This window comes from Arthrobacter sp. zg-Y179 (assembly GCF_020907345.1).
Classification (GTDB): domain Bacteria; phylum Actinomycetota; class Actinomycetes; order Actinomycetales; family Micrococcaceae; genus Arthrobacter_B; species Arthrobacter_B jinronghuae.
Map to the genome: position 1 here is coordinate 155,400 of NZ_JAJJOB010000004.1, position 25,273 is coordinate 180,672.

Consider the following 25,273-nt stretch of genomic DNA (forward strand, 5'->3'; position numbering starts at 1 on the left):
CGGCGGTTTGCCCACGGGCGATAAACTCGGTTTGTGAGCACAGAACTTCCAGCACAGGTGTCCGATATCTTCGACCCGCAGCAGTGGCGTCTCGTTTCCGGGTTCGAGGACCTGCAGGACATGACGTACCACCGCCAGGTGGAGCGCGACGCCGACGGCGCAGTCGTGCGGGACCTGCCGACCGTGCGTATCGCGTTCAACCGGCCGGAGGTCCGCAATGCCTTCCGCCCGGGCACCGTGGACGAGCTGTACCGGGCCATGGACCATGCCCGGATGACACCCGACGTCGCCACCGTCCTGCTCACCGGCAACGGCCCCTCCCCCAAGGACGGCGGCCACTCCTTCTGCTCCGGCGGCGACCAGCGGATCCGCGGCCGTGACGGCTACCGGTACGCCGACGGGGAAACGAAGGAAACCATCGACCCGGCACGTGCCGGCCGGCTGCACATCCTGGAAGTCCAGCGCCTGATGCGCACCATGCCCAAGGTGGTTATCAGTGTCGTAAACGGCTGGGCAGCCGGCGGCGGCCACAGCCTGCACGTGGTCTCGGACCTAACCATCGCCTCGCGCCAGCACGGCAAGTTCAAGCAGACCGATGCGACCGTGGGCAGCTTCGACGCCGGCTACGGCTCGGCACTGCTGGCCCGGCAGATCGGCCAGAAAAAGGCCCGCGAGATCTTCTTCCTGGCCCGGGAGTACTCCGCCGAGGACATGGTCGCCATGGGCGCGGTAAACGAAGCCGTGGACCACGAAGACCTGGAAAAGGTCGCCCTGGAATACGCCGCAGACATTGCCCGGCAGTCCCCGCAGGCCATCCGGATGCTCAAGTTCGCCTTCAACCTGGCCGACGACGGCCTGGCCGGACAGCAGGTCTTTGCCGGCGAGGCGACGCGGCTGGCGTACATGACGGACGAGGCGGTGGAGGGCAAGGAGGCCTTCCTGGCCAAACGTGACCCGGACTGGTCCTCGTTCCCCTACTACTTCTAGGACCCCCTTGGAACTGCTCCCAGTCCTGATTACACCCGGCTTCGACGCCGGCATGCTGCTCTCCCCGCTTGCCGATGCCCTGGCCGGGGAAGGCCCCGCGGTGGCACCGCACACCGACCCGGACCAGACGTTCGAGGGCGAGCTGCCCAATGACGACATAGCCCTGGTGGTCAGCACCTCCGGCTCCACCGGCACCCCGAAGCAGACCATGCTCAGCACGGACGCGCTGGCTGCGTCCTCCATGGCCACGGCCATGGCCCTGAAGTCGGACGGACAGTGGCTGGCGGCCCTGCCGGTCAACTACATTGCCGGAATCCAGGTCCTGGTCCGCTCCCTGTACGCCGGGACGCAGCCGGTCTTTATGGACCTGTCCGTGCCGTTCAGCGCCGAGGTGTTCACCCGCGCTGCGGAGGACATGACGGACCGCAACCGCTTCACTTCGCTGGTGCCCACCCAGCTCCACCGCCTGCTGCAGGATCCGGCGCCGGAAACCCTGCGCGTGCTGCGCCGGTTCAACGCCATCCTGCTCGGCGGGGCGCCGGCCGGCGCTCCCCTGCTGGAAAAGGCCCGCGGCTACGGGCTGAACGTCGTGACCACCTACGGGATGAGCGAAACCTGCGGCGGGTGCGTCTACGACGGCGTTCCGCTGCCCGGCGTCGACGTCATCCGGTGGGAGGGGCGCCTCTGGATTGCCGGGGACGTCCTTTCGGACGGGTACATGGGCCGGCCGGACCTGACCGAGGACCGTTTCCGGTTCAACTCCGGACGCCGCTGGTTCCGCACGGATGACACCGGCACGGTGGACGACGCCGGCAGGGTCACCGTCTCCGGCCGGCTGGACGACGTTATTGTCAGCGGCGGGATCAAGGTCTCCGCGCAGGCCGTGGCCGGGGCGGTGGAGACGGTTGCCGGCGTCGAGCAGGCGTTTGTGCTGGGCCTGGATGACGCCGAATGGGGCTCCCGGGTGGGCGCCGCCGTCGTGGGCAGCGTGGACCCCGAACTGATCCGCGACGCCGTCCGCTCCCGGCTGGGCGCCGCTGCCGTCCCGAAGGTGGTCCTGCTGCTTGAATCCCTGCCCTTGCTGCCCAACGGCAAGGCGGACCGGATGACTCTGCTGCGGCTCCTGGCCGCAGCGCAGCACTGACCCGCCTTTACGCACCTGTCTCAACTCAAGAACTAAGGAATAACACCGTGGCTACAGCCGCCCAATGGTTAGAAGGCGCCCGCCCCAGGACGCTGCCGATGGCAATCGCGCCGGTCATCATCGGATCCGCCGCCGCGTACGACCTCGGGGGGTTCTCTCCCGTCCGCGCCGTCCTGGCCGCCCTGATCGCCGTGCTGCTGCAGGTGGGCGTGAACTACGCGAACGACTATTCCGACGGAATCCGCGGCACGGATGACAACCGGGTGGGGCCGCTGCGGCTGACCGGCTCCCGGCTGGCGTCCCCGAAGCAGGTCAAGTACGCGGCCTTCGGGTGCTTTGCCGCCGCCATGCTGGCGGGAGTGGCCCTCGTGGTCCTGGCCGGCACCCCGTACCTGATCCTCGTGGGCATCGGCTGCGTTGCCGCGGCCTGGGGGTACACCGGCGGGAAGAACCCCTACGGCTACCGGGGGCTGGGCGATATCTTCGTCTTTTTGTTCTTCGGGCTCGTCGCCACACTCGGCACCACTTACACGCAGGCACTGGAAATCAACACCGCCGCGGTGCTGGGCGCCATCGGTACCGGCCTAATCGCCATGGCCCTGCTGATGGCCAACAACGTCCGCGACATCCCCACGGACCGGGTGGCCGGCAAGCGGACCCTCGCCGTGCGGCTGGGTGACGGAGCGGCACGGATCAGCTACGTGATGATGCTGGCCCTGGCCCTGCTGCTGCCGCTCTTCATCGCGGGCAGCTACCCGTGGATCCTGTTGGTGCTGCTGCTCATTCCGGCGTGCATCCTGCCCTGCGGGCTGATGCTCACCGGAAAGAAGGGTTCCAGCCTGATCCCGGTCCTGAAACACACCGGGCTGATCAACCTCGGCTTCAGCGTGCTCTACGGCGCCGGACTCGTCCTCACCCGCCTGCTGGCCTAGGCTTAGCGCGTCGCCGCGGCAGGCTAGGCGCCGCGGCGGCGGTCGTTGTCGATCTGCACGTCCGGGTTCTCGGCCACCAAGGTGTCCTCTGCCTCGGAATCATCCAGTTCACCGCGGTTGCGCTTGGGCGCACGTTCCTCGGTGAAGCGCCGCTGCACCGTGCGGGCCGCTTCATCCCGCATATCGCGGGCAAACAGGTAGGTCACGCACCAGGCCAGCACGGCGGCAGCAAGTGCCGAGAGCAGGAGGCCGAGTTGCAGCACCATGCAGATCACGAAGAAGACGGCCACCAAACCCAGGCGGAGAGCAGTAAATTTCCAGAAAGCCACGCCTTCATTCTAGGCGCTCGGCGCCCTTAGCGTTCCTTCCGTCCACCCGGCGCCACGGACCGTACCCTCCACTACAATGTCCGTATGCCCCGTCTTGTCTTGTTCGGCGTCATCATCGTCGCTGCCGTGATCATTTACGCCGCCATTGACTGCCTCATGTCCCGGGCAAACGAGGTGCGCAGCATCTCCAAAGTGTCCTGGATGTTCACCATCGTCCTGATTCCGGTCCTGGGCGCAGTGCTCTGGTTCCTGTTCGGCCGTCCTTCCGCAGGCCCCGGGCCGCGCGAGCCCCGGCGCCCTTCGGCGCCCGACGACGATCCCGAGTTCCTGCGCAATCTCGAGGTTCGGCGCCGCCAGGCTCAGAAGGAAGCCGAGCTCCGGGCCCGGGAGGCCGAGCTGAGGGCCAAGGAAGAAGGCAGGAATAAACAGAACGACGACGGCAAGCCCGGCGCCTGAGGATCCCTGCAGCCCTGCGCAGCCAGCGGATCACCCATATCACCGCATAAAAAGTCACCGCATAAAAAAGACCCGTTCCGGATGTTCCCGGAACGGGTCTTTCTGTGTCTTCCTGCCGGGCCGCCAGGGCCCGGTGGAGCCAGGCTCCGGAGTATTTAGACCCCGGAGTAGCTGTGCAGTCCGGAGAAGAACATGTTGACGATCGTGAAGTTGAAGACCACGCACAGGTAGCCAACGATCGACAGCCAGGCGGAACGGGTTCCGGTCCAGCCGCGGGTGGCACGGGCGTGCAGGTAACCGGCGTAGACCACCCAGATTACGAAGGTCCAGACTTCCTTGGTGTCCCAGCCCCAGTACCGGCCCCACGCCTGTTCGGCCCAGATGGCGCCGGCCATGAGGGTGAAGGTCCACAGCACGAATGCCACTGCGTTGATGCGGTAGGACAGGTTTTCCAAGCTCTGCGCGGAGGGCACGATGCGCATGAAGGGCAGCCGTTCCTTGCGTCCGGAGCGGATCCGGGTTTCCCTGTCCGCCTGCAGGAGCTGCAGGACGGACATGGCGAACGTCAGGGTGAACAGTGCCGAGGCAATCACGGCAACTGAAACGTGGATGATCAGCCAGTAGCTCTGCAGCGCGGGAACCAGGTGGGCCACCGGCGTCGGGAATCCCATGGTGGCAGCCATCATCATGACGAGGACCAGGCCCACCACCACGGTGCCGAGGAAGCGCAGGTCCCGGCGGGTCAGCACCAGCAGGAACACCACGGCCACGACCAGGGCGCCCGTAGTGCAGAACTCGTACATGTTGCCCCAGGGCACCCGGTGCGCGGCCATGCCGCGGGTGACGACGCCGGCCGCGTGCACGGCTGCGGCCAGCACGGTCAGCGCCACGCCTACCCGTGCTGCGTTGCGCCGCGGACCGGTGTAGCCCATGGCGCTGTCGGCGGTCTGCGCCTCACGGCTGCCGTCGGCATCCCAATCCCGGGCGGAGCCGTTGCCGGAGCCTGCGGGAACGGTTTCACGCACGGCGGTCTTCTGTTCCAGCCGGCTCTCCACCGCCCGGATGGTCTTGCTGCTTTTCGCCAGGTCCCATGCGAACGCGAGGAAGGCGACCGTGTAGGCGAATGCCGCCAGCAGCATAAAGCGCTCGCTGTAGAGGGCGAGGGTGTAATCGATGGATGGCATTACTGGTCCTTACGTGGTTCTTCTGCGGCGCTGCTATCCGCCGATGCGTTTGCGGGTACGCTGACCCGCCCAACATTGTGTCCCTGCGGGTCCTGCGGTGCCAACCACTTCGCGGCAAACAGGCCGCGGAGGGCAGCGGCTTCACTGGTGAGCCGGGGATCTTCGCCCCGGGCCAGCAGCCCGTATTCGACCATGACCCGTCCGTCGGCATGCTGGCCCGCCCGGACCCAGACCCGCCGGCGGGCCAGGAACAGCGAGGCAGCCAGACCGGACAGGGAGAGCACGGCAAACACGAGGACGCCGGTCTTTCCCGGATCGTAGTGGATGTCCAGGGCGGCGTAGCGTTTGAGGTCGCTGAAGGTGATGGACCCCTTGCCGTCGGGGAGCTCGTAAGTCTGGTTGGCGCCCAGCACGATGCCGCCGGCGTCGAGGTCACGGTTGTTCAGCGGGGTCAGGTCTTCGGTTTCCAGCACGTAGACGTTGGAGGGTACACCTTCGTCCAGTCCCAGGTCCCCGTAGTAGGAGTTGAGGTTCAGCTGGGGGTTGATCGGATCGGGGTCACCGGAGTAGCTGACGCCGGCGTCGTCGATCATGGCGGTGGGCAGGAAGAACCCGACGAAGCCCAGCTGGTCGGGCTTGGCGTCCGGGGCCTTGATCACGGCAAGGGAGGTGTACATGGCATCCGTGGGCACCGCGACAACCGGGCCTTCCAGCGCCACGTTGCCCTCGCCGTCGCGCACCGTCACTACCGGGGCGTAGCCGTTACCCACCAGGTACACGCGCGTGCCGCCCAGCGTCAGGGGCGAGTTGACCTTCAGTACCTGTTCCTCGGCCTCGGCCTCGGGATCTTCCTTCACGGTCACGTTCGCCGTGAAGTCCAGGGGCTGGCCGTAGTGGGTCTCGGATTCACGGTCGAATTCGATCTCGAAGTCGTCCAGCGTCAGCGAGTACGGGCTCAACTGGTCTTCGGTGAAGTTGGAGCCCGGCGTGAAGGTGTCGTAGCTGACCAGGGTGTTGACGAAGGACTCGCCCTCCACCACGATCTTCTGCCCGCTGTAGCCAAACAGCCCGCCCAAAGCCACGCAGGCCAGGACGCCGATCAGGCTGGTGTGGAACACCAGGTTGCCCAGTTCCTTGGCGAATCCGCGCTCGGCTCCAACGGAGGGCCGGTCGGTGTCCACGTCCCTGACATCCACGCGGTAGCCGCGGCGGCGCAGGATTGAGGCGGCGTCCCGCACGGCTTCGGCCGGCGTCATAGACATCGACGCCGGCACGGTAAGCGTGCCGTACTCGGGCATCCGGGAAAGGCGGCTCGGAGTGCGCGGGGGCTTGGAGCGCATGGCCTTGAAGTGGGCCTTGGCCCGGGGAATCACGCAGCCGATCAGCGAGATGAACAGCAGCAGGTAGATCGCCGAGAACCAGACGGAGGAATACACGTCGAAAAGCTGGAAGCGGTCCAGCCAAGGGCCGGTTTCGGGATTGTCCTTGATGTACTGCGTGACCACCGAGGGATCGGCGGGGCGCTGCGGAAACAGAGAACCCGGCACGGCGGCGACGGCGAGCAGCAGCAGCAGGAACAGCGCCGTCTTCATGCTGGTCAGCTGGTTCCAGGCCCAGCGCAGCGTGCCGAGCAGCCCCAGGGCTGGCAGCGCGACGTCGTCCCTGCGTCCCTTGTCGGGGCGTGGCTTGGACGGGCGGGGCGTTGTTGCTTTGTCTGTCACGTCATCCGGTCCCGGGGTCAAGGTGTTCTCATTGGTCGTCTGTTCTCAGAATTCGTTGGTTTGGGCATCAGATCGGCAGGGTCACGTTACCCAACCAACCTTGGAGCTGGTTGATCCACAGGTTCCAGACTCCGCTGACCATCAGCAGGCCCAGGGCAATCAGCATGCCGCCGCCGAAACGCTGCAGGGCCAGCCGGTGGCGGCGGAAGATGCCGAGGGCACCCATTCCGCGGCGGAACCCGACGGCGATGAGCAGGAACGGCAGCCCCAGCCCGAGGCAGTACACAAAGGTCAGCAGCGCTCCCTTTGCGGCACTGGCGTCGCTGCCGGAGAAGGAAAGCAACTGGACCGCTGAAAGCGTGGGGCCGATGCACGGCGCCCAGCCCAGGCCGAAGGTGATGCCGAGCACCGGAGCTCCCCAGAGCCCGGCGGGAGGCTTGGCTTCGATCTTGCGGTCGCGCTGGAACCAGCTCATGCCACCCATGAAAACGATGCCCAGCAGGATCACGACGAGGCCGAGGACCTGCGAGATCCAGGCCTGTTCGGAGCCTTTCAGCCATGCACCCAGCTGTCCGATTCCGGCGCCCAGGGCCACGAAGACCACGGAGAAACCGAGTACGAACAATCCGATCCCGGCGAACATCCGGCCCCGCCGCTGCTTCTGCAGATCAACGCCGGTCAACCCCGTGACATAACCGAGGTAGCCCGGAACCAGCGGCAGCACGCAGGGGGAAAGGAAGGACACGAGGCCGGCGAGGGCAGCCACGGGGATGGCCAGCAGAACGGACCCGTTCAGTACGGTGTCAGCAAAGGTATTGGCGGTGGACTCGGCCACCGGGGCCACAACGGCGGGAAGGAAGGACACTGTCCCTACGCTGCCAGCGAGTCGCTGATCAGGGCCTTCAAGGTGCCCTTGTCGGCCAGTCCGAGGATGCGGGCAGCTACGCGGCCCTGACGGTCCAGCACCAGCGTGGTGGGCACGGCCGACGGTGGAACGAAGTTGGTCATGGCCAGCAGCACGCCGCCGTCCTTGTCCCTGAAGCTGGGGTAGGGAATGTTGAAGTTACGCTCGAACGCTTCCGCGGTCGCCTTCTCGTCCCGGATGTTCACGCCGTAGAAGCGGGCGCCGGCACCTGTGAACTCATCGTGCAGCTCCACCAGGTCCGGGGCTTCCTTCCTGCACGGAGCGCAGGCCGCGTACCAGAAGTTGAGCACGACGACGTCGCCCGCCCAGTCAGCGGAGGATACCTCGGTGCCGTCGAACAGGGTTCCAGTGAGCTGCACCGCTTCTCCGCGCTCGGCGGCGTCGTACTCAGTGACGGAGCCGTCGCCGGCAATGTAGTTCTTGTTGTCTCCTGCGTTGGCCTGCTCGGCCAGGGGGTCATCCGTGGAGCAGCCGGCGGCAGCTGCGGCAAAGGGGACGGCCAGGGCCAGCCCGGCACCGAGCCGAAGGAAGGAGCGGCGCCCAAGGGCTTCCGGCTCAGCAGGGCGTGTGCGGTTCTTCAAGGATTTCCAGCTTTCATCGCGGCAGGGAGGAGCCACTTCTACAACGCGTAGTAATTCTATTATGCTCCCGGAACATTTGCTGCACCGGGAAGGAGGTCCTCACTGGGCTCGGCGTAGCGCACGCCGGTGAGTACAGCGCCGTCGAACTCCAGGGTTGTGACGGAAGTCAGGGTGCACTCACGCTGGCGGGGATCGTGCCAGAGCTTCTTGCCCTCGGCTGCGAGCCGGGTGACCCAGATGGGCAGCTGGTGGCTGACCAAAACCGCTTCGGCGTTGTCTCCGCCGAGTTCCACTGCACGCATCCGCGCGTCGTCGACGGCAGACATCACGCGGGCAACCTGCTTGGCATACGGCTCCCCCCAGGAGGGACGCATGGGATTGCGCAGGAGCGGCCAGTAGCGCGGATTGCGCAGTTGGCTCTTAATGCGGGACATGCCCTCAAAGCGGTTTTCCGCCTCAATGATCCGCTCATCCGTCGAGATCTCCAGGTTCAGCCCGGCCGCCAAAGGGGCGGCTGTCTCTTGGGCCCGGGTCAGCGGCGAAGCAACCAGGTAGACCAGGTTGGCACCCTTGCTGCGCTCTTCGATGAAGTGTTCCGCCACGCGGTCCGCCATCTGGCGCCCGAGGTCGGACAAATGGAACTCCGGGAGGCGTCCGTAGAGGACCTTGTCCGGGTTGAAGACTTCACCGTGGCGTACGAGGTGTATGGATGAGCGGGACATGTGTCCCAGTTTCGCAGAGATGGGGCCGTCAGCTAAATCTCTGCAAATCTCCGGGTGGGGCATTTCACTTGAACCTTTAACCAAGTCGTGCAACACTGTATGCAAATGCATGAAAGTGCCGTCGGGGCCTCCCGGCAGCACTGCTACCAGAAGGAGCTCTCCATGATCCCCAGCGGCCTCACCACAGGAACTTGGAATTTCGACGCCTCGCACAGCGAAGTGGGCTTCACTGTCCGTCACGCCGGCATCAGCAAGGTCCGCGGCAACTTCGACAAGGTCGAAGCAACCCTCGTGGTCGGCGAGACCCTGAACGAAACCGTGGTCACTGCGGTTATTGCCGCCGATTCCTTCAACTCCAACGACGCCAACCGTGATGCACACGTCAAGAGCGCGGATTTCTTCGACGTCGAGCAGTTCCCGGAACTGACGTTCACTGCGACCGGAATTGAAAGCGCCGGCTCCACCTACAAGATCACAGGCGACCTGACGATCAAGGGCATCACCCACTCCGTCGTTATGGACACGGAGTTCAACGGTGTGGCCGTGGATCCCTTCGGCGCCACCCGCTCCGGTTTCTCCGCCAGCACGGTCATCAGCCGCAAGGATTTCGACCTGACCTGGAACGCGGCACTGGAAACCGGCGGCGTCCTGGTGGGCGACAAGGTCACCATCAACGTTGACGCAGCCTTCGTAGCAGCCTAGAAACCCCCATTCCCCCCACAGGGCGGCCCCGGACCAATTGGTCCGGGGCCGTTTTTTCCGGGACTGTTTTCGGCGCGGTTTTTCGGGACGGTTTTTCGGGACCCCTGACTGTCCCGGACCCTCCGCGATACGCTGGATGCTTGGCTGCGGGGGCGCCCCCGGCCAGGCCGATGGCACCTTCGTCCAGCCGCTTCGAGATTCCAACCAGCAAGCAGGCGGACATGACTACACCAGAGAACACTCCCGAGTCAGGGCGCGAGCCCAACCACCCGACCAATCCTGGCGGTCCAAGCAGCCCCGCAGGTGCCGGCGGCCCTGCGGATTCAGATGGATTTACCGCTCCCGGGACCGCTCCCGACTCCCGTCCGGAGCCGCAGTACGGCCAATACGCTCCCGGCCGACCCTACGACCAGACCGGACCCTCCGGCTATACGCAGCCCTCCGGCTACACCCAGCCCTACGCCTACGCGCCGCCGGCAAAACAGCCGAAGGGCCCTGCCCCGCGCGAGGTCATCATCGGGTCGTGGCTGATCATTGCTGCCGGCGTGCTGAGCCTCATCAACAACGTCATCACCTCGTTCAGCCTGCCGTCGATCATGACTCCCCAGGAGGAGCAGGCATTCGCCGAAACAGGTCTGGACGGAGAAAGCGTGAACTCCTTCCTCATTTCCTTTGGCATCGTTGTGGCCCTGATCGGCTTTGCAATCTACCTGTTGATCGCCCTCTTTGTGCGGCGGGGGAAGAACTGGGCCCGCATTCTAGGCACGGTGTTTGCCGCCTTCTCCTTGATCGGCATCTTCACCATGCTGGGCGCTTACTTCACCTCACCCGTGAGCCTGATTTCGCTGGTGTCCAGCCTGCTGGGAATTGCCGGAATCGTGATGCTGTATCTGCGGCCGTCCACCCCGTACTTCCGAAAGGCTCCGCTGTACCCCTACTGAGCTGAGCACCCTCCCGCCTCAGCACCCCCGGGCATCCACGCAGAGTCCCGTCGGTTTCGGCGGGACTTTTCCCTTGCCGGATCGGGTTTCGCAGTGGAGGGGTCACATGCCGGTCGCGCCCGCGTAGCGTTGTGTTCTCTTCCGGCGGTGAGTTCCTAGGCAAGGCGCCCCGGAGGTGCCGTTCCGCCGTGAAGGGGAGGACCATGGCAGCTCTGCTTCCTAACCCGCAGCAGCAAAAAACGCGCATTCCCCTGCGCCTTCTGCAGCGGGCAGTCGATTCGTATGAAGGGACGAACATCTTCATCCCGGAAGTACCGCTCTATCCCCCAACGGTATCCGGGGGCGACTTATCCGGTTCAGACCCTGGCCATGGCTCCCCGAGAGGGGAGGAAGTTACCTCTCCTGAACCCGGCTCGTCCGCAGCGACCGGGGAGGAGGGCAGCGACCATGCCCTCTACCTCTGGCTCCGGGCAGGGTTTCAGGGCATGGTCGCCTGGACTACCAGCGGCCTGCGCGGCACCTTTGCGTGGTTGGATTCAGGACTGCGGGGTATATCCGCCTGGCTCCGCGTCGGGGCGGGAGGTATATCGGCTTGGCTACGCGTCGGAGCGGTTGGAACCTACGCTTGGCTCCGCACCGGTGTGCAGGGAACCTACACCTGGCTCCGCAGCTTGGTGCGCAGCACGTCCACGTATATCCAGGCCGCGGCACACGCCACCTCGAATCGAACCCGGGCCGGAGCGCAGGCAACCGCCGCCGGGTTCCGTACGGGGGTGGTCGGGGTCCGCAGCGGGGCGCACGCCGTTTCATTGCGGGTCCAGTCGGGGGCCCGCGCAACATCCGCCGGAGTCCAAGCCGGGGCGCATGCAACATCCAAACAGGTCCAGGCAGGTGCCCATGCCACCAGCGCTGCGGTCCAGACCGGGGCCAATCGGGTTGGCGCCGGAGCCCGTGCCGCTTGGGCCTGGGCCCAAGACGTGGCCCATACCTTCTGGAATTGGATGGTGTCCGCTGCACACGCCACATCAGCGGCGGCCCAAGCCGCCACGCGCACGACGGCTGCCGGGGCGCGCACAGTCGCCCATGCGGTATCGGTAGCAGCTCACGCCGTCGCCCACGCGGTATCGGTAGCAGCTCACGCCGTCTCCCACGCGACTGTCGTCGCAGCCTCCACCACGGCGCACGCCACAGCGGTAGGAGGCCGCGCCGTCGCCCACGCGGTATCGGTAGCAGCTCACGCCATCGCCCACGCGACTGTCGTCGCAGCCTCCACCACGGCGCACGTCACAGCGGTGACCGCCCGCGCCGTCGCACACTCCGTTTCGACGGCAGCCCGCACCACCGCCCACGCCACAGCGGTAGGCGCTCGAACCACGGCCCACGCGACTGTCGTCGCAGCCTCCGCCACGGCGCACGCCACAGCCATAGGAGCCCGCACCACCGCCCACGCCACGGCAGTAGGCGCCCGCACCACGGCGCACGCCACAGCGGTAGGATCCCGCGCCGTCGCACATACCGCCTCAAGTGCAGCCCGCACCACAGCCCACGCCACAGCCCACGCCACAGCGGTAGGATCCCGCGCCGTCGCACATACCGTCTCAGTGGTATCCCGCGCCGTTGCCCACGCTACGGCCGTGGCAGCGCGCACCACGGCGCACGCGATAGCAGTGGTGGTGCGGGCCGTGCAACGTCGGCTGCCGGCAAATACCGGCAACCCGGTTCCTGCCATTGCAGCGGCATTCGTCCTGATTTCCGGGGCAGGCCTGCTCAATCTGTGGGGCACCGTTTCAACCATTTCCCGGACGCCGATACCGGATTCGCTGCCGCCTGCCCTGTCCCTCCTCGAGCGGTACGGAGTGACCGCCACCCACTATGCCAGGACGCTCGCGGCGATCGAGCTCGCCTACGCCCTGGTGATCATGGGAACCGCACTCCTGCTTGCGGTTGCCGTTCGGGACAAGCGCCGCTGGGCGCGGATAGCCTCCGCGGTCCTTGCGGGCACGGCGCTGTTCTATGCGCTGAACGCAGGAACCCGGACCCAGTCACTTGCTGCAGCCCTGGCTGTCGCAGGAGCCGCGATCACCTTCACGAAAGGAGCAGCTCCGTGGTTCCGCCGGCGGGTACTGTCTGTGCAGCCACTCTCGCCGCTAAGGCACCAAACAAAGCCGCACCATCAACTGGAAGCCCAGACGGAACCCCCGCAGGCGGATCCGGTCCTAGCGCGCCAGGCGGGCCCGGGCGGCGATCTGCGAAACCTGTGAACGCTGTGCGTGGTAGGCAAGGATCTGCAGTTCGGTCGCCATGTCCACTTTGCGGATCTGGACATGCTCGGGCGCCTGGAGCACTACGGGAGCAAAGCTGAGGATGCTGGTAATACCTGACTCCACGAGGCGGTCGCATAGATCCTGGGCAACCTCGGCGGGCACCGAGAGCACCGCCATGTTTGCCCCGGTCTTCGCGAGCACTGCTTCAAGCGAGTCCACCGGGCTGATCCTTAGCCAGCCCACCTCCTGGCCGATAACCATCGGGTCGGCGTCGAACAGTGCCACAACCTCGAAGCCCCTTGAACCGAACCCGGGATAGCCTGCCAATGCACGGCCGAGGTTGCCTGCACCTACTATGGCTACACGCCAGTTCAATGTCAGGCCAAGCGCGGCGGAAATCTGTCCGCTGAGATACGGGACGTCATATCCAACACCCCGGGTCCCGTAGGACCCCAGGTAGGACAGGTCCTTGCGCAGCTTGGGCGAATTCACGCCGGCGGCTTCGGCCAGCTCTTCGGAGGACACACGTTCTATCCCGTCAGCGAGCATGGCGGACAACGCCCTCAAGTAAATGGTCAACCGCGCCAGCGACGCCGGCGGTATGTGTCGTCCTGCTCCAGCACCAGCCGACGGCGTTGGGGCCGGTTGGTCGCTGTTGGCCGTGTCGCGCTCCAGGGCTGCTCGTTCCGACCGGACTTCCTCGGGTGCCATCACGCCCCCAGCAGACGCCGCAGCCGTGTTTCGTCGATTTTCCAGAAGTCCCGCTGAACGCCGTCGATGAACAACACCGGAATCTCCTCGCCAAAGCGGGCGGCGAGTTCCGGGTCCTCCTCCGCGCTGCGTTCCTGCCAGGCCACGCCAAGGTCCTCCCCCACGCGCCGGAGCACCAGGCGGGCGTCTTCGCACAGATGGCAGCCCGGTCGGGTAAGGAGGACGACTTCCGGTCCGACGGATTCACTCATATGTCCAAAATAGCCCCAATACGTCGGATTTCCGCGCTCAGGCCGGGTTTTGCGTAGACTCGGACCATGCCCCGAGCCACTGTAGTCCGAGCCACCGGAACCACGGATGCGGCGGGCAAACCTGGCGAAGCGGCCTTTTTCGACGTCGATAATACGCTTATGCGCGGCGCCAGCCTGTTCCACGTGGGTCGGAAAATGTACCAGCGGAAAGTCTTCACGATCCGTGAAGCAGCCGGGTTCGCGAGAAAACAGCTGCGGTTCATGCTGCAGGGTGAAAACCTCAAGGACGTCCACTCGGTCCGCGATGCGGCCTTGGCCTTCGCCGTTGGTCTCTCTTCGGAGGATGTACGCACGCTGGGCGAAGAAGTCTACGACGAGATGATTGTCTCCAAGATCTGGCCCGGCACCCGGGCGCTGACCCAGCAGCATATGAAGTCCGGGCGGCCGGTTTGGCTGGTCACTGGAACACCCATCGAAGTTGCTTCGGTCATCGCCAGCAGGCTCGATCTCACCGGGGCCCTCGGCACTGTCAGCGAGGTCGCCGACGGCATGTACACCGGACGCCTGGTGGGTGAGTTCCTACATGGACCAGCCAAGGCTGCCGGTGTCCGGGCACTGGCCGAGAAAGAAGGCCTGGACCTGCAAAGCTGCTGGGCGTACAGCGATTCCTACAACGACGTTCCGCTGCTGAGTCTGGTGGGGCATCCGGTGGCGATCAATCCGGACGCACGCCTCCGCCGTCATGCCCGTGAGCGCAACTGGCCCGTGTACGACTTCCGTTCAGGGCGCAGGGCAGCAACACTGGGCCTGAAGTCCGCGACCGTTGCCGGGGCGACCTACGGGCTGTGGCGGGGTTTCTCCTGGGTGCGGGCCCGCTGACCGCCCTGCACAGCTCACCACCCAAAGCCCCTTAAAAACCGGAGCCCGCCTATCCCTGAGGACTGGCGGGCTCTGCCGTAGCGGACCCGGCACTGCACGTGCAGCGGGGGCCAGCTGACAACGGTCGCTAAGAAGGATCTACTTCTTATTGCGACGCTGGTGGCGGGTCTTGCGAAGCAGCTTGCGGTGCTTCTTCTTGGCCATACGCTTGCGGCGCTTCTTAATTACTGAACCCACAGAGTCCTCACAAACTTATTAGGAGTCACCGGTTCCCCTCCCCTGCTGCCGTGGGCACAGGGGCTGGTTGCCGGTAGTTACTGGCTTTCGATTAAAACGTTCCTTAACAGGGTACAGCTTCAGGGCTGTGGAATTTGCCAGCCCGTACCAGCAACCGGGAACGGCCCGTGCCGGCGCTGCCCATCGACGCGGCGTACCCGATGCAGGGCTCAGGCGGTGTCTGTACGCCGGTCGATAACGGCGTCCCGGAGTACCTTCTGGACGGCCGATTCCGGCACACGGTAGGACCGGCCGAAACGGACGGCCGGCAGTTCGCCGGAATGGACCAGCCGGTACACGGTCATCTTGGAGACCCGCATGACGTCGGCAACTTCCGATACCGTCAGAAACCGCACATCCGAGAAGTTTCCCTCGTCTGCCATTTAGTCCCGTTCCTTTGCTCATTGCCGCCGTTTCCCACAGCAAGCCATGTGGGAGCACCTGCGGCTGAAGGACATCGCGTCACCGGCCTGTTGCGACGTGCGTCACTGATGGCCCCGTATGGTCCCTACTGTAGTGGCAGGAGTAACCATAGTGGAAGTTCTTTCCGCGGCCGCAGGCACGGCCGGTGCAAGCCGGTCCTAGATCACGCCCTGGGCGAGCATTGCATCGGCTACCTTCACGAAGCCGCTGATGTTGGCGCCCACAACGTAGTCGCCGGGCGAGCCGTATTCCTCGGCCGTTCGGGCGCACCGTTCATGGATATTGACCATGATTTCGCTGAGCCGGCGTTCCGTATGCTCGAAGGACCAGGAATCCCGGCTGGCGTTCTGCTGCATCTCCAGGGCGGAGGTGGCGACACCGCCCGCGTTGGCGGCCTTACCCGGGCCGAACAACACCCCGGCGGCCTGGAAGGCGGCGATGGCGGCAGGAGTACACGGCATGTTCGCGCCCTCGGCCACGGCCCGGATCCCGGACTTGATCAGTGCCAGCGCGTCTGCTTCGTCCAGTTCGTTCTGGGTGGCGCAGGGCAGGGCGACGCCGGCTCCCGCGTTCCAGATGGAACCCTCCGTCACGTAGTTCACGGAGTGTCCGCGGCGCTCGGCATATTCCGAGATCCGGCCCCGCTCCACCTCCTTGATCTGCCGCAGCAACGGAACGTCAATGCCCTTTTCATCAACTATGTAGCCCGAGGAATCAGAGCAGGCCACCACTGTGGCGCCGAGCATCTGGGCCTTGTCTATGGCGTTGATGGCCACATTGCCTGATCCGGAGACAATAACCCGCTGCCCGTCCAGGCTCATGCCCTTGGTCTTGAGCATCTCCTCGACAAACATCACCGCACCGTAGCCGGTGGCCTCGGGACGGACCAGGGATCCACCCCAGCTCACGCCCTTCCCGGTGAGGACACCCGATTCATAGCGGTTGGTGATGCGTTTGTACTGTCCGAAGAGGTAACCGATCTCGCGGCCGCCGACGCCGATGTCACCGGCCGGAACATCCGTGTACTCACCGATGTGCCGGTACAGCTCGGTCATGAAGGACTGGCAGAAACGCATCACTTCAGCGTCTGATTTTCCCCGCGGGTCAAAGTCCGAGCCGCCCTTGCCACCGCCGATCGGCATGCCGGTGAGTGCGTTCTTGAAGATCTGTTCGAAACCGAGGAACTTGATGATGCCCAGGTACACGGAGGGGTGGAACCGGAGCCCGCCCTTGTACGGACCGAGGGCGGAGTTGAATTCCACCCGGAAGCCCCGGTTGATCTGCACCTGGCCCTTGTCGTCTACCCAGGGCACCCGGAAGATGATCTGCCGTTCGGGTTCGCAGATCCGCTGCAGGATCGCGGCCTCGGCAAATTCGGGATGCTTGCGCAGCACGGGGGCGAGGGAGTCGAAGACTTCCACAACGGCCTGGTGAAACTCAGTCTCACCGGGATTGCGGCGGAATACGTCGTCGCGTACGCGTGTCAGTACACGTTCCATGTGCTGCTCCTTAGAGGTTGGATTCCCCCGGTTAGGACTACGCTAGCCCCGCGGACGCCGGGGATGCGATGGAGGGCGGGCCAAAGTGCCTGCCTGCCGCGTCCCTAGGGTCGGCGGCGGCGGAATTTAGGGAACTGGCCGAAGAGGTCGGCGGCCCGCTCGGCGGCCCGTCCCACGGTGCGGCCGAGGTTCTGCACGCCCGCGTCCACTGGTAGCTGGCGGGCCTCTGCGGCGCCTGGCACCAGCGCGCCTGCCGCCACGGAAGCCGCGGTGGCGGGCTGCGGGCTTGCAGAAACGGAGGCCAGGCGGGACTCCGTAAGTGACGGGAGGTCAAAGGCCCGCAGCCACAGGACCAGCTCCTCCAGCGGAGCAGTCTCCAGCGAGTAGTAGCGTCGCTGGCCTTCGGCCCGCATGGAGACGAGCCCGGCTTCGCGCAGCACTTTGAGGTGTTTGGAAACCGTGGGCTGGCTGACCTCAAGTTCTTCCACCAGTGTCCCTACGGACTTGTCGCCGGTACGCAGGGCGCCCAGGATTTCACGCCGCGTACCTTCCGCGATTACTGCAAACACATCGTCAAAGACCATGGCATTTACCCTAGCGGATATGGGACCGGGAGCATCCCGAAGGAACGTAACGCTAGTTGCACGAGGTAAGGACGTTGTTTGATGTTTTGCGCGGTTCTGCTGCCCTAGCGTGCGCCCACTGCGTTGTTGATCATGTCCACTAGCTGGTGCGGGTCTTCGACCGTGATCACGAGTCGGTCGAATTGTTCCGCGGGATCGAGCGTGATGACGACGGCGCGGTCATATCCGGAAATATTCCAGAACTGCTTTTTCCCACCGGAATGGAAGGTGCCGGACAGCTTCCCCGGAAGGCCAAGGCCGGGACCGCGCCAGCCCTTCGGTTCGTCTCGCATACCTGGGTCGAAGGTCGCTCCCCGGACGTGCTCGAGCGGAAACCGCAGGCGGCGCTTGAACGACCACATTTTGTTCAGTCCGACCGGTTCGACCACGAGGTTCGCTGGGGTGACCGTGACTTTGTTGCTGCTCATGCCGAATCCTTCTCCTTGTGCAGCCCTGCGCGGGTCAGCAGGCGCCTGCCTAGTTGCTCTTCGGTGATGTTGTCCGCTTCGAGAAGACGCGCAATCTGCTCGCGGACACGCTGGTCGGTAGGGGCGAGTTCAAGCAATCCGACCAGGATCACGTCGAGACTTTCATCCGAACCGCTCGCCGGGTCGACCGCATCGAGAACCCGCAGAAACAGCCCGTGCTTGCTCCCGAAGACCCCATACAGGCTGCCCCGATGCACCCCCGTCGCTTCGACAAGGTGGTCTACCGAGGTCGACGCATACCCTCGCTGCCGGAATACCGCCGCGGCGGCATCCACTGCACCCGTTTCCTCAAACTTACGTGGACGACCCATGGTTTGAGAATAGTCATTCAAGAACGATCAGTCAAGAAAAAGTTTTCGCCGTTTCCCCGCCAACTGCCGCAGTGGCTAGTCGAACCACGGATCCAGTCCGTGCAGCGGGAACAGTTCCTTGCGGGTGGCCATCACGGTCCGGTCGATCTCGTCATTCGGGTCATAGCCCACTTCCCAGGACCGCCACCAGATATCCGCCCCGTCCCCCAGCGTCTCGCCGGACTTCACTCCGTGCTTTTCCAGCACATAGTCGCGCCAGGCCGGGGGCAGCGGGGTGGCGGGACGCACCCGCCCGTTGGCAGCCACTGACATCAGCAGCGCCCAGGACCGCGGCACCACGGAGGCGACGTTGTAGCCTCCTCCCCCGGTGGCGATCCATCGGCCCTCGCACAGCCGGCCGGCAAGGTCGCTGATGGTCAGGGCGGCCTGCCGCTGCGCCTCCACGCTGATCCGGAGGCTGGTCATGGGATCATCCGTGTGGCTGTCGCAGCCGTGCTGGCTGACAATCACTTCCGGAGCGAAGGCCTCCGTCAGCTGGGGAACCACTGCGTGGAACGCCCGCAGCCAGCCGGCGTCCGAGGTGCGCGCCGGGACCGCGATGTTGACCGCGGTTCCTTCGGCTGCCTTGCCGCCGGTTTCATTGGAGAATCCCGTCCCCGGGAACAGGGTCAGACCGCTTTCGTGCAGCGAAATGGTCATCACGCGAGGATCGTCCCAGAAGATGTTCTGCGTGCCGTCGCCGTGATGGGCGTCGACGTCGATGTACACCACCCGCTGCACACCATTGGCGAGGAGCCGCGCGACGGCGGCCGCGGCGTCGTTGTACACGCAGAAGCCGGAGGCCTTTTCATAGCCGGCATGGTGCATCCCGCCGGCAAAGTTGACCGCATGCGTAGCTTCGCCGGAGAGGATGGCGTCCGCGGCGGCCAGGGAACCGCCGACCAGCCGGGCACTGGCCTCGTGCATGCCGGCGAAGGCGGGGGTGTCCTCGGTTCCCAGCCCCAGCAGCGTATTGCAGTTCGCCGGATCGGCGCCGGCGGCCTGCACCGCGCTGATGTAGTCGAAGCCGTGGACGGTCAGGAGGTCGGCTGCCGAGGCGACATACGGCTCGGCCATGGAGACCCCCTGGAGGTCGAAAAGTCCCAGTTCACGGGCCAGCCGGGCGGTAAGATCCAGGCGCGCCGGGCTCATCGGATGGCCTGCGCCGAAGTCGTAAGCCAGCATGGATTCATCCCAGACAATGCACGTCGGCATAATGGGAAGGCTTAACCCGGAACTGATCATGCAGACAGGCTACGTGATGTGGGCGCTACTCTGATATTGGTGTCCGCGCCCATCTGACGGATAAGTGCTACTACTTGCGGAAACCCGCGGAAAAGAACTGGACCACCATGGCAATCCCACGGCAATCACTGCTGGAGAAAGAGCAGCGCAGCGGTCCCGCCATCGTTACCGGGGTTCGCGAGTTCGTGGGCGGGCTGGTCACCGGCCGGCCGGCCCGGCTGGCGCTGATCGTCTTCAGCCTGGTCATCCTGCTGTTCACCGCCCTGCTGAGCCTGCCTGCCGCTTCCAGCAGCGGAGAATCCGCACCGCTGCACGATGCCTTCTTTACTGCCGTTTCCGCGGTCTGCGTCACCGGCCTGACAGTGGTCTCCACCGCCACCTACTGGTCCACCTTCGGGCAGGTGCTGATCCTGATCGCGATCCAGGTGGGCGGTCTGGGCATCCTGACCCTGGCCTCACTGCTGGCCCTGGCCGTGAACAAGCGGCTCGGCGTCCGCGGCAAGCTCATGGCCCAGGAAGGCATGAACACCGGCCGGCTCGGCGAAGTGGGCCACCTGCTGCGCATTGTCTTCAGCACCGCCGTCGTCATTGAACTGGCCCTCGCCGTGATCATGGCGCCGCGCTTCATGATCCTGGGCGAGTCCCCGGGCCAGGCCATCTGGCATGCGGTCTTCTATTCCATTTCCGCGTTCAACAACGCCGGGTTCACGCCGCACTCCGACGGCCTGGTGCCGTATGAAGAGGACCTGTGGATCCTCATTCCGCTGATGATCGGTGTTTTTATCGGCTCGCTCGGCTTTCCCGTCATCATGGTCCTGCTGCAGACCCGCGCCCGGGTCAGCAAATGGAACCTGCATACCAAGCTGACAATACTGGTGTCCTCCATCCTGCTGGTGGCCGGTGCCGTGATCTGGGGTGCGTTCGAGTGGTTCAACAGCCGCACCATCGGGGACCTGTCCCTGGGCGACAAAATCATCCACTCGATCTTCGCTTCGGTGATGACCCGCTCCGGCGGCTTCAACCTGGTTTCCATGACGGACCTGGACTCCAGCACCCTGCTCATTACCGACATGCTGATGTTCGCGGGCGGCGGTTCCGCCTCCACTGCCGGCGGCATCAAGGTCACCACCATCGCCGTCCTGTTCCTGGCCGTGGTTGCCGAAGCCCGCGGCGACACCGATGTCCGCGCCTTCGGCCGCACCATCCCCCAGGGCGCCATGCGGGTGGCCATCTCGGTCACCATCCTGGGCGCCACACTGGTGGCGGTGGCCACGTCCGCGCTCCTGGTCATCACGGATGAATCCCTGGAACCGGTCGTGTTCGAGGTGATTTCCGCCTTCGCCACGGTGGGGCTGAGCACGGGCCTCAGTGAGGCCCTGCCGCCTTCGGGCAAATACGTCCTGTCGATGCTCATGTTTGCCGGACGCGTCGGCACCATCACCCTTGCCGCGGCGCTCGCCGTGCGCCACCGCAACACCCTTTACCACTACCCCGAAGAAAGGCCGATCATTGGCTGACAGACCTCCCCACAACGCACCGGTCCTGGTCATCGGACTTGGCCGCTTCGGTGCAGCCACCGCCGAGCAGCTGGTCCGGCAGGGCCGCGAGGTGCTGGCCGTGGAACGCGATCCGGCGCTCGTACAGAAGGCCTCGGGCCTGCTGACGCACGTGGTCCAGGCCGACGCGACCAACATCGAGGCACTCAAACAGCTGGGCGCCGAGGACTTCTCGGCCGCCGTCGTGGGCGTGGGAACCTCGATCGAGTCCAGCGTGCTCATCACCGTGAACCTGGTGGACCTGGGCATCGAGCACTTGTGGGTCAAAGCCATTACGCCTGCCCACGGCAAGATCCTCACCCGCATCGGCGCGAACCACGTGATCTATCCGGAGGCCGACGCCGGCCGGCGGGCCGCGCATCTGGTGGGCGGCCGGATGCTGGACTTCATCGAGTTCGACGACGGTTTCGCAATCGTCAAGATGTACCCGCCCAAGGAGACGCAGGGCTTCACCCTGGGCGAGTCAAATGTTCGCGCCAAGTACGGCGTCACTGTCGTGGGCGTGAAGTCCCCGGGCGAGGACTTCACCTACGCGCAGCCGAACACCAAGGTCTCCAGCCGCGACACCCTGATCGTGTCCGGCCACGTGGATCTGCTCGAACGCTTCGCGGCCCGACCGTAGATTCGGGTTTTCGGGGCCCTTCGGGGCGCCTTGGGCCGCCGTGGGCTGCTTCAGGCGTGGCTCCGGCGGCAACGAAATTCCTCGCTCGCAGAGCTCGCTTGGAATATTAAAGCCGCCTCCGCCACGCCTTACGGCGGTTCGCACCTGCACGCGCCTCGTCTGCGGAGCAAGACGGAGCTACGCGGTCAGCGTGTGCGCGATTTCCTGTTCCCGGGCCTAGGCGCCGAGGGGACGCAGAACAGCCTGCACAGCCGGCCGCACAGCCCGGTAAGCGGAACTCGAATGAGCTGGGCATCCCCCCGGCACGAGCAGCCCCACCCGTGAGGCTTCGGTTTGTCCATAGCCCTGCGGTTTGTCCATTTCCCTCCGTAGCGCGGCGCAGGGATTGCCACAACCCGCAGGGATCCCGACAAACCGAGGGATCCCTGCGCGCCGTGCTGGGCTTGCAGCGTCAGCGTCCGGCCGCAGGGCCTGGCGGAGACGGCAGCGTCAGCGTCCGGCCGTAGGACCTGGCGGAGGCGGCAGCGTCAGCGTCCGGCCGTAGGGGCTGGCGGAGGCGGCTTTAATATTCCGAGCGAGCTCTGCGAGCGTAGGAATTTCGTTGCCGCCGGAGCCAGGCCCGGAGGCCGGCGCAGCAAGGCCGAGCCAACAACCGGGCCAACAATCCAGGCAAGACTAAACAGTCAGCTGCTTCGTGATCTCTTCGGCCCGGGCCGCTGCCGCACGGGCGCCGGCCTCAATCACGCCGGGCAGGTTCAGCTCGTCGAAGGTCCGGATGGCCGCTTCCGTGGTGCCCTTGGGGCTGGTCACGGCTCGGCGCAGGGACGGGGCATCGGCGTCGGGCTCTGCCAGCATGTACCCGGCGCCGGCGACCGTTTCCCGGGCCAGCAGGGCCGAGAGATCCGGGTCCAGGCCGAGCTCGGCGCCGGCCCGGGCCATGGCCTCGGCCAGGTAAAACGCGTAGGCGGGGCCGGAACCGCTGACGGCGGAAACGGCGTCGACTTGTTCTTCGGGCACCTCCACCACGGTGCCGGTGGCGGACAGTACGCGTCGGGCCAGGTCCATCGCGTCCGGGCCGGCGGAACTGCCGGCGGAAATGGACGTGACGCCGCGGCCAAGGCGGGACGGGGTGTTGGGCATCGCACGGATGACGGACTGGCCTTCCGGCAGCAGCGACTCCATCAGGTGCAGCGGCACGGCGGCAGCCACGCTGAGGACCACGGCGCCGCGGGGCAGGTCCGCGGCAATTTCGCGCAGCAGATCAGCGACGCCCACGGGTTTGACGCCGACAATGACCAGGTCAGCACCGGCGACGGCTTTCCGGTTTGCGTCCGGATCCTCGCTGCCAGCAAGGACAGTGACGCCGTGTGCCGTGCGAAGCTCTTCAGCCCGCTCGGCCCGCCGGACGGTGGCAGTAACCTGCTCGGCGGCAAGGCCGCCGGCGAGGATTCCGCCGAGGATGGCTTCGTTCATCGAGCCGCAGCCAAGGAATGTCAGTCGGGGATTCTGTGCGCTTTCCATGACTTCGATTCTGTCATGCCGCTTCTACGGGGTTTGCGGACAGGCAAAGGCGGCCGGTTAGCTGGCGTTGTGCCCGGCCAGGACGGCTTTGGGCCGGAGGTGCTCCCGTGCGAATTCCAAGGTCTGTTTCAGCTGTTCCTCGCGCTCCCCCGCGCCACGGGCCTTTCGGGTGCTGACTTCCACGGCCACCACGCCGTCGAACCCGCCGTCGGCCAGGTAGGACAGCGCCTCGGCACACCGCTGCGTGCCGTCGCCGGGCAGCAGATGCTCATCCTTGCCGTTGGGAGTTCCATCCGTCAGGTGGACGTGCCGGAGCCGGTCCCCGAGTTTCCGGATCTGCTCAAAGGAGTCCATGCCGGCGATGGCAGCATGGGAAAAGTCCCAGGTGACGTTTTCATACGGTTCGGGGATCGGGTTCCAGTGCGGCAGGTAGGCTTTTGCCTCGCGCCCCCGGACCCGCCACGGATACATGTTCTCCACGGCGATGGTGACGCCGTATTGCTCGGCGATGTTCTTCACGCCTTCGGCGAAGTTCTCCGCATAACCCGTCTGCCACCGGAACGGGGGGTGCGCCACCACGGTGGCAGCACCTACTTCCGCGGCCATCGCCGCGGACAGTTCGATCTTGGTCCAGGCCGCACCCCAGACCTGCTGCGTCAGGAGCAGGGTGGGGGCGTGGATGGCAAGGATCGGCTGCCGGTACTGCTCGCTCAGCTCCCTGAGGGAGCCCGGGTCCTGGCTGACCTGGCTGTTGGTGACCATGATTTCCACACCGTCATAGCCCAGGTCATGAGCCACCGCGAAGGTGTCATGCACGGACAGCGGGTATACGGAAGCGCTGGACAGCGCCACCGGAATGGCGGCGCGTCCGGGCTGCGGCAGGGACGTCGGCATGTCAGCCTGGCTTTCCATTGGAGGAAGGACCCGCCCCGGCAGCCACGAGGAATTCCTCTCCTTCGGCGGGGCCGCGGGGCAGGTCACCGGTTGTTTCGAAGCGCAGCGTGTCGAACCGGCGCAGGATCAGGCCCTCGCGCAGCGCCCACGGACAGATCTTCAGGGACTGCACGGCGAAGGCTTCCATGGCGGCCTGCGCCACCAGCGCTCCGGCAAGCATCTGCGGGGCGCGCAGCGCGGATACGCCGTCCAGACCGGCACGGTCCCGGGCAGTCAGGGCGCCCAGCCGCTTGGTCCAGAGGGACAGGTCCTCCAACGTGAGCACGCGGGGCACAAACGGTCCGGCGGCCGACGGCGCAGCGCCGGCAATGCGCGCCAGTGACCGGAAGGTCTTGGACGTTCCGGCAACGAGGTCCGGGCGGCCGAAGGCGCTGAACTCCTCAGCCGCTTCCCCGACCATCCCGCGGATGTATTTGCGCAGCTTCTTGATGCTCTTGGGTGAGGGTGGATCCTCGGGAAGCCAGTCCCGGGTTAGCCGTCCGGCGCCGAGCGGCAGGGACCGGGCGATTTCCGGAAGTTCGTCCTGGCCCAGTGCCATCTCGAAGGAACCTCCGCCGATGTCCAGGTCCAGGATGGAACCGGCGCCCCAGCCGTACCAACGTCGGACGGCGAGGAACGTCATCGCCGCTTCGTCTCCGCCGGAGAGTTCCTCCAGCCGCACCGGAGTCTCCCGCTGCACCCGGGCCAGGACCTCGGCACCGTTGGCCGATTCCCGGATGGCCGAGGTCGAGAAGGCCAGCAGGTCCTGCGCGCCGTGCCGGCGGGCGAAGTTCCAGGCCTCGTTGACGAACCCGATGAGTTCATCCTGCCCGGCCTCGCTTATCGCGCCGTCGGCGTCCAGGTAGGACACCAGCTGCAGCGGACGCTTGTGCGAGGCGAAGGAGACGGGACGGGCACCGGGATGGGCGTCCACCAGCAGGAGGTGGACGGTGTTGGACCCGATGTCGAGAACCCCTAGGCGCATGATTCCATTATCGCTCTACCGGC

28 protein-coding genes are annotated in these 25,273 nt (G+C 65.6%); 10 read left to right on the forward strand and 18 right to left on the reverse strand.

Going from position 1 to position 25,273, the window contains the following annotated elements:
* The first annotated feature begins 33 nt into the window (after positions 1–33).
* Genes LOC56_RS02850 through LOC56_RS02860 form a run of 3 tightly spaced genes read left to right on the forward strand, consistent with a single transcriptional unit; the run spans position 34 to position 3,063 of the window.
* Complete coding sequence (locus LOC56_RS02850) at positions 34–987, forward strand: 1,4-dihydroxy-2-naphthoyl-CoA synthase (RefSeq protein ID WP_229950262.1); 954 nt, start codon at positions 34–36, stop codon at positions 985–987.
* 7 nt (positions 988–994) lie between these two features.
* Entirely contained in the window at positions 995–2,131 is a 1,137-nt protein-coding gene (locus LOC56_RS02855) for an AMP-binding protein (protein ID WP_229950263.1), read from the forward strand.
* 47 nt (positions 2,132–2,178) lie between these two features.
* The gene (locus LOC56_RS02860) at positions 2,179–3,063 is read left to right on the forward strand and encodes a 1,4-dihydroxy-2-naphthoate polyprenyltransferase (RefSeq protein WP_229950265.1); all 885 of its coding nucleotides are present in this window, start codon (positions 2,179–2,181) and stop codon (positions 3,061–3,063) included.
* 23 nt (positions 3,064–3,086) lie between these two features.
* On the opposite strand, the gene LOC56_RS02865 is transcribed toward LOC56_RS02860, so the two are convergent.
* Entirely contained in the window at positions 3,087–3,392 is a 306-nt protein-coding gene (locus LOC56_RS02865) for a DUF4229 domain-containing protein (protein WP_229950267.1), read from the reverse strand.
* Between the two features lie 84 nt (positions 3,393–3,476).
* Here LOC56_RS02865 and LOC56_RS02870 point away from each other — a divergent pair, with 84 nt between their 5' ends.
* Positions 3,477–3,848, forward strand: coding sequence for a PLD nuclease N-terminal domain-containing protein (locus tag LOC56_RS02870; RefSeq protein ID WP_229950268.1), 372 nt, complete (start codon positions 3,477–3,479; stop codon positions 3,846–3,848).
* 155 nt (positions 3,849–4,003) lie between these two features.
* On the opposite strand, the gene ccsB is transcribed toward LOC56_RS02870, so the two are convergent.
* The 5 genes from ccsB to LOC56_RS02895 form a co-directional block, all read right to left on the reverse strand.
* Entirely contained in the window at positions 4,004–5,032 is a 1,029-nt protein-coding gene (ccsB, locus tag LOC56_RS02875) for a c-type cytochrome biogenesis protein CcsB (RefSeq protein ID WP_229950270.1), read from the reverse strand.
* Positions 5,032–6,753: a cytochrome c biogenesis protein ResB gene (gene resB, locus LOC56_RS02880; protein ID WP_442860053.1), complete on the reverse strand. Its 1,722-nt coding sequence runs from the start codon at positions 6,751–6,753 to the stop codon at positions 5,032–5,034. Before resB ends, ccsB begins: the two co-directional genes overlap by 1 nt.
* Positions 6,754–6,820: 67 nt before the next feature.
* Positions 6,821–7,618: a cytochrome c biogenesis CcdA family protein gene (locus LOC56_RS02885; RefSeq protein ID WP_229950272.1), complete on the reverse strand. Its 798-nt coding sequence runs from the start codon at positions 7,616–7,618 to the stop codon at positions 6,821–6,823.
* Between the two features lie 5 nt (positions 7,619–7,623).
* The gene (locus LOC56_RS02890) at positions 7,624–8,259 is read right to left on the reverse strand and encodes a TlpA family protein disulfide reductase (RefSeq protein WP_442860054.1); all 636 of its coding nucleotides are present in this window, start codon (positions 8,257–8,259) and stop codon (positions 7,624–7,626) included.
* Between the two features lie 59 nt (positions 8,260–8,318).
* Positions 8,319–8,981: a histidine phosphatase family protein gene (locus LOC56_RS02895; RefSeq protein WP_229950273.1), complete on the reverse strand. Its 663-nt coding sequence runs from the start codon at positions 8,979–8,981 to the stop codon at positions 8,319–8,321.
* Positions 8,982–9,143: 162 nt separating this feature from the next.
* Here LOC56_RS02895 and LOC56_RS02900 point away from each other — a divergent pair, with 162 nt between their 5' ends.
* The 3 genes from LOC56_RS02900 to LOC56_RS02910 all read left to right on the forward strand — a co-directional run bounded on the left by LOC56_RS02900 (position 9,144) and on the right by LOC56_RS02910 (position 12,885).
* Entirely contained in the window at positions 9,144–9,683 is a 540-nt protein-coding gene (locus LOC56_RS02900) for a YceI family protein (protein ID WP_229950383.1), read from the forward strand.
* 221 nt (positions 9,684–9,904) lie between these two features.
* Entirely contained in the window at positions 9,905–10,624 is a 720-nt protein-coding gene (locus LOC56_RS02905; RefSeq protein ID WP_229950275.1) for a hypothetical protein, read from the forward strand.
* Between the two features lie 485 nt (positions 10,625–11,109).
* The gene (locus LOC56_RS02910; RefSeq protein ID WP_229950277.1) at positions 11,110–12,885 is read left to right on the forward strand and encodes a hypothetical protein; all 1,776 of its coding nucleotides are present in this window, start codon (positions 11,110–11,112) and stop codon (positions 12,883–12,885) included.
* Here the strand turns inward: LOC56_RS02910 and LOC56_RS02915 are convergent.
* Positions 12,841–13,599 carry a redox-sensing transcriptional repressor Rex gene (locus LOC56_RS02915; protein ID WP_442860056.1) on the reverse strand — a complete coding sequence of 253 codons (759 nt, stop codon included), beginning with the start codon at positions 13,597–13,599 and terminating at the stop codon, positions 12,841–12,843. The genes LOC56_RS02910 and LOC56_RS02915 overlap by 45 nt on opposite strands.
* The gene (locus LOC56_RS02920; RefSeq protein ID WP_229950279.1) at positions 13,599–13,850 is read right to left on the reverse strand and encodes a glutaredoxin family protein; all 252 of its coding nucleotides are present in this window, start codon (positions 13,848–13,850) and stop codon (positions 13,599–13,601) included. Before LOC56_RS02920 ends, LOC56_RS02915 begins: the two co-directional genes overlap by 1 nt.
* 66 nt (positions 13,851–13,916) lie before the next feature.
* Here LOC56_RS02920 and LOC56_RS02925 point away from each other — a divergent pair, with 66 nt between their 5' ends.
* Positions 13,917–14,729, forward strand: coding sequence for an HAD family hydrolase (locus LOC56_RS02925; protein WP_229950280.1), 813 nt, complete (start codon positions 13,917–13,919; stop codon positions 14,727–14,729).
* A 138-nt stretch (positions 14,730–14,867) separates the two neighbouring features.
* Here the strand turns inward: LOC56_RS02925 and LOC56_RS02930 are convergent, their stop codons facing one another.
* The 7 genes from LOC56_RS02930 to LOC56_RS02960 form a co-directional block, all read right to left on the reverse strand.
* Positions 14,868–14,966, reverse strand: a complete 99-nt coding sequence (locus tag LOC56_RS02930) for a 30S ribosomal protein bS22 (protein ID WP_003792170.1) — start codon at positions 14,964–14,966, stop codon at positions 14,868–14,870.
* Positions 14,967–15,175: 209 nt separating this feature from the next.
* Positions 15,176–15,388 (reverse strand): helix-turn-helix domain-containing protein, encoded by a 213-nt coding sequence (locus LOC56_RS02935; RefSeq protein ID WP_227919077.1) that lies wholly within the window; start codon positions 15,386–15,388, stop codon positions 15,176–15,178.
* Positions 15,389–15,586: 198 nt separating this feature from the next.
* Positions 15,587–16,927 (reverse strand): NADP-specific glutamate dehydrogenase, encoded by a 1,341-nt coding sequence (gdhA, locus tag LOC56_RS02940; protein ID WP_229950283.1) that lies wholly within the window; start codon positions 16,925–16,927, stop codon positions 15,587–15,589.
* A gap of 104 nt (positions 16,928–17,031) precedes the next feature.
* Positions 17,032–17,511: an ArsR/SmtB family transcription factor gene (locus tag LOC56_RS02945; protein ID WP_229950285.1), complete on the reverse strand. Its 480-nt coding sequence runs from the start codon at positions 17,509–17,511 to the stop codon at positions 17,032–17,034.
* Positions 17,512–17,615: 104 nt separating this feature from the next.
* Positions 17,616–17,978, reverse strand: a complete 363-nt coding sequence (locus LOC56_RS02950; RefSeq protein ID WP_229950286.1) for a hypothetical protein — start codon at positions 17,976–17,978, stop codon at positions 17,616–17,618.
* The gene (locus tag LOC56_RS02955; RefSeq protein WP_229950288.1) at positions 17,975–18,349 is read right to left on the reverse strand and encodes a TetR/AcrR family transcriptional regulator; all 375 of its coding nucleotides are present in this window, start codon (positions 18,347–18,349) and stop codon (positions 17,975–17,977) included. Before LOC56_RS02955 ends, LOC56_RS02950 begins: the two co-directional genes overlap by 4 nt.
* 75 nt (positions 18,350–18,424) lie before the next feature.
* On the reverse strand, positions 18,425–19,603 hold the full coding sequence (locus LOC56_RS02960; protein ID WP_229950290.1) for an acetoin utilization protein AcuC: 1,179 nt from the start codon (positions 19,601–19,603) through the stop codon (positions 18,425–18,427).
* A 137-nt stretch (positions 19,604–19,740) separates the two neighbouring features.
* Here LOC56_RS02960 and LOC56_RS02965 point away from each other — a divergent pair, with 137 nt between their 5' ends.
* Together LOC56_RS02965 and LOC56_RS02970 are read left to right on the forward strand one after the other, a co-directional pair.
* Positions 19,741–21,150 carry a TrkH family potassium uptake protein gene (locus LOC56_RS02965; RefSeq protein WP_229950293.1) on the forward strand — a complete coding sequence of 470 codons (1,410 nt, stop codon included), beginning with the start codon at positions 19,741–19,743 and terminating at the stop codon, positions 21,148–21,150.
* Positions 21,143–21,811 (forward strand): potassium channel family protein, encoded by a 669-nt coding sequence (locus LOC56_RS02970; protein WP_229950296.1) that lies wholly within the window; start codon positions 21,143–21,145, stop codon positions 21,809–21,811. The genes LOC56_RS02965 and LOC56_RS02970 overlap by 8 nt, the downstream gene beginning before the upstream one ends.
* 675 nt (positions 21,812–22,486) lie before the next feature.
* Here the strand turns inward: LOC56_RS02970 and proC are convergent.
* The 3 genes from proC to LOC56_RS02985 are packed head-to-tail and all read right to left on the reverse strand — an operon-like array spanning position 22,487 to position 25,250.
* A complete protein-coding gene (proC, locus tag LOC56_RS02975) occupies positions 22,487–23,332 on the reverse strand; it encodes a pyrroline-5-carboxylate reductase (RefSeq protein ID WP_229950299.1) in 846 nt (281 codons plus the stop codon).
* Between the two features lie 57 nt (positions 23,333–23,389).
* Positions 23,390–24,244, reverse strand: a complete 855-nt coding sequence (locus tag LOC56_RS02980; RefSeq protein ID WP_229950301.1) for a sugar phosphate isomerase/epimerase family protein — start codon at positions 24,242–24,244, stop codon at positions 23,390–23,392.
* The gene (locus LOC56_RS02985; RefSeq protein ID WP_229950304.1) at positions 24,228–25,250 is read right to left on the reverse strand and encodes a Ppx/GppA phosphatase family protein; all 1,023 of its coding nucleotides are present in this window, start codon (positions 25,248–25,250) and stop codon (positions 24,228–24,230) included. The genes LOC56_RS02980 and LOC56_RS02985 overlap by 17 nt, the downstream gene beginning before the upstream one ends.
* Between the last annotated feature and the right edge of the window lie 23 nt (positions 25,251–25,273).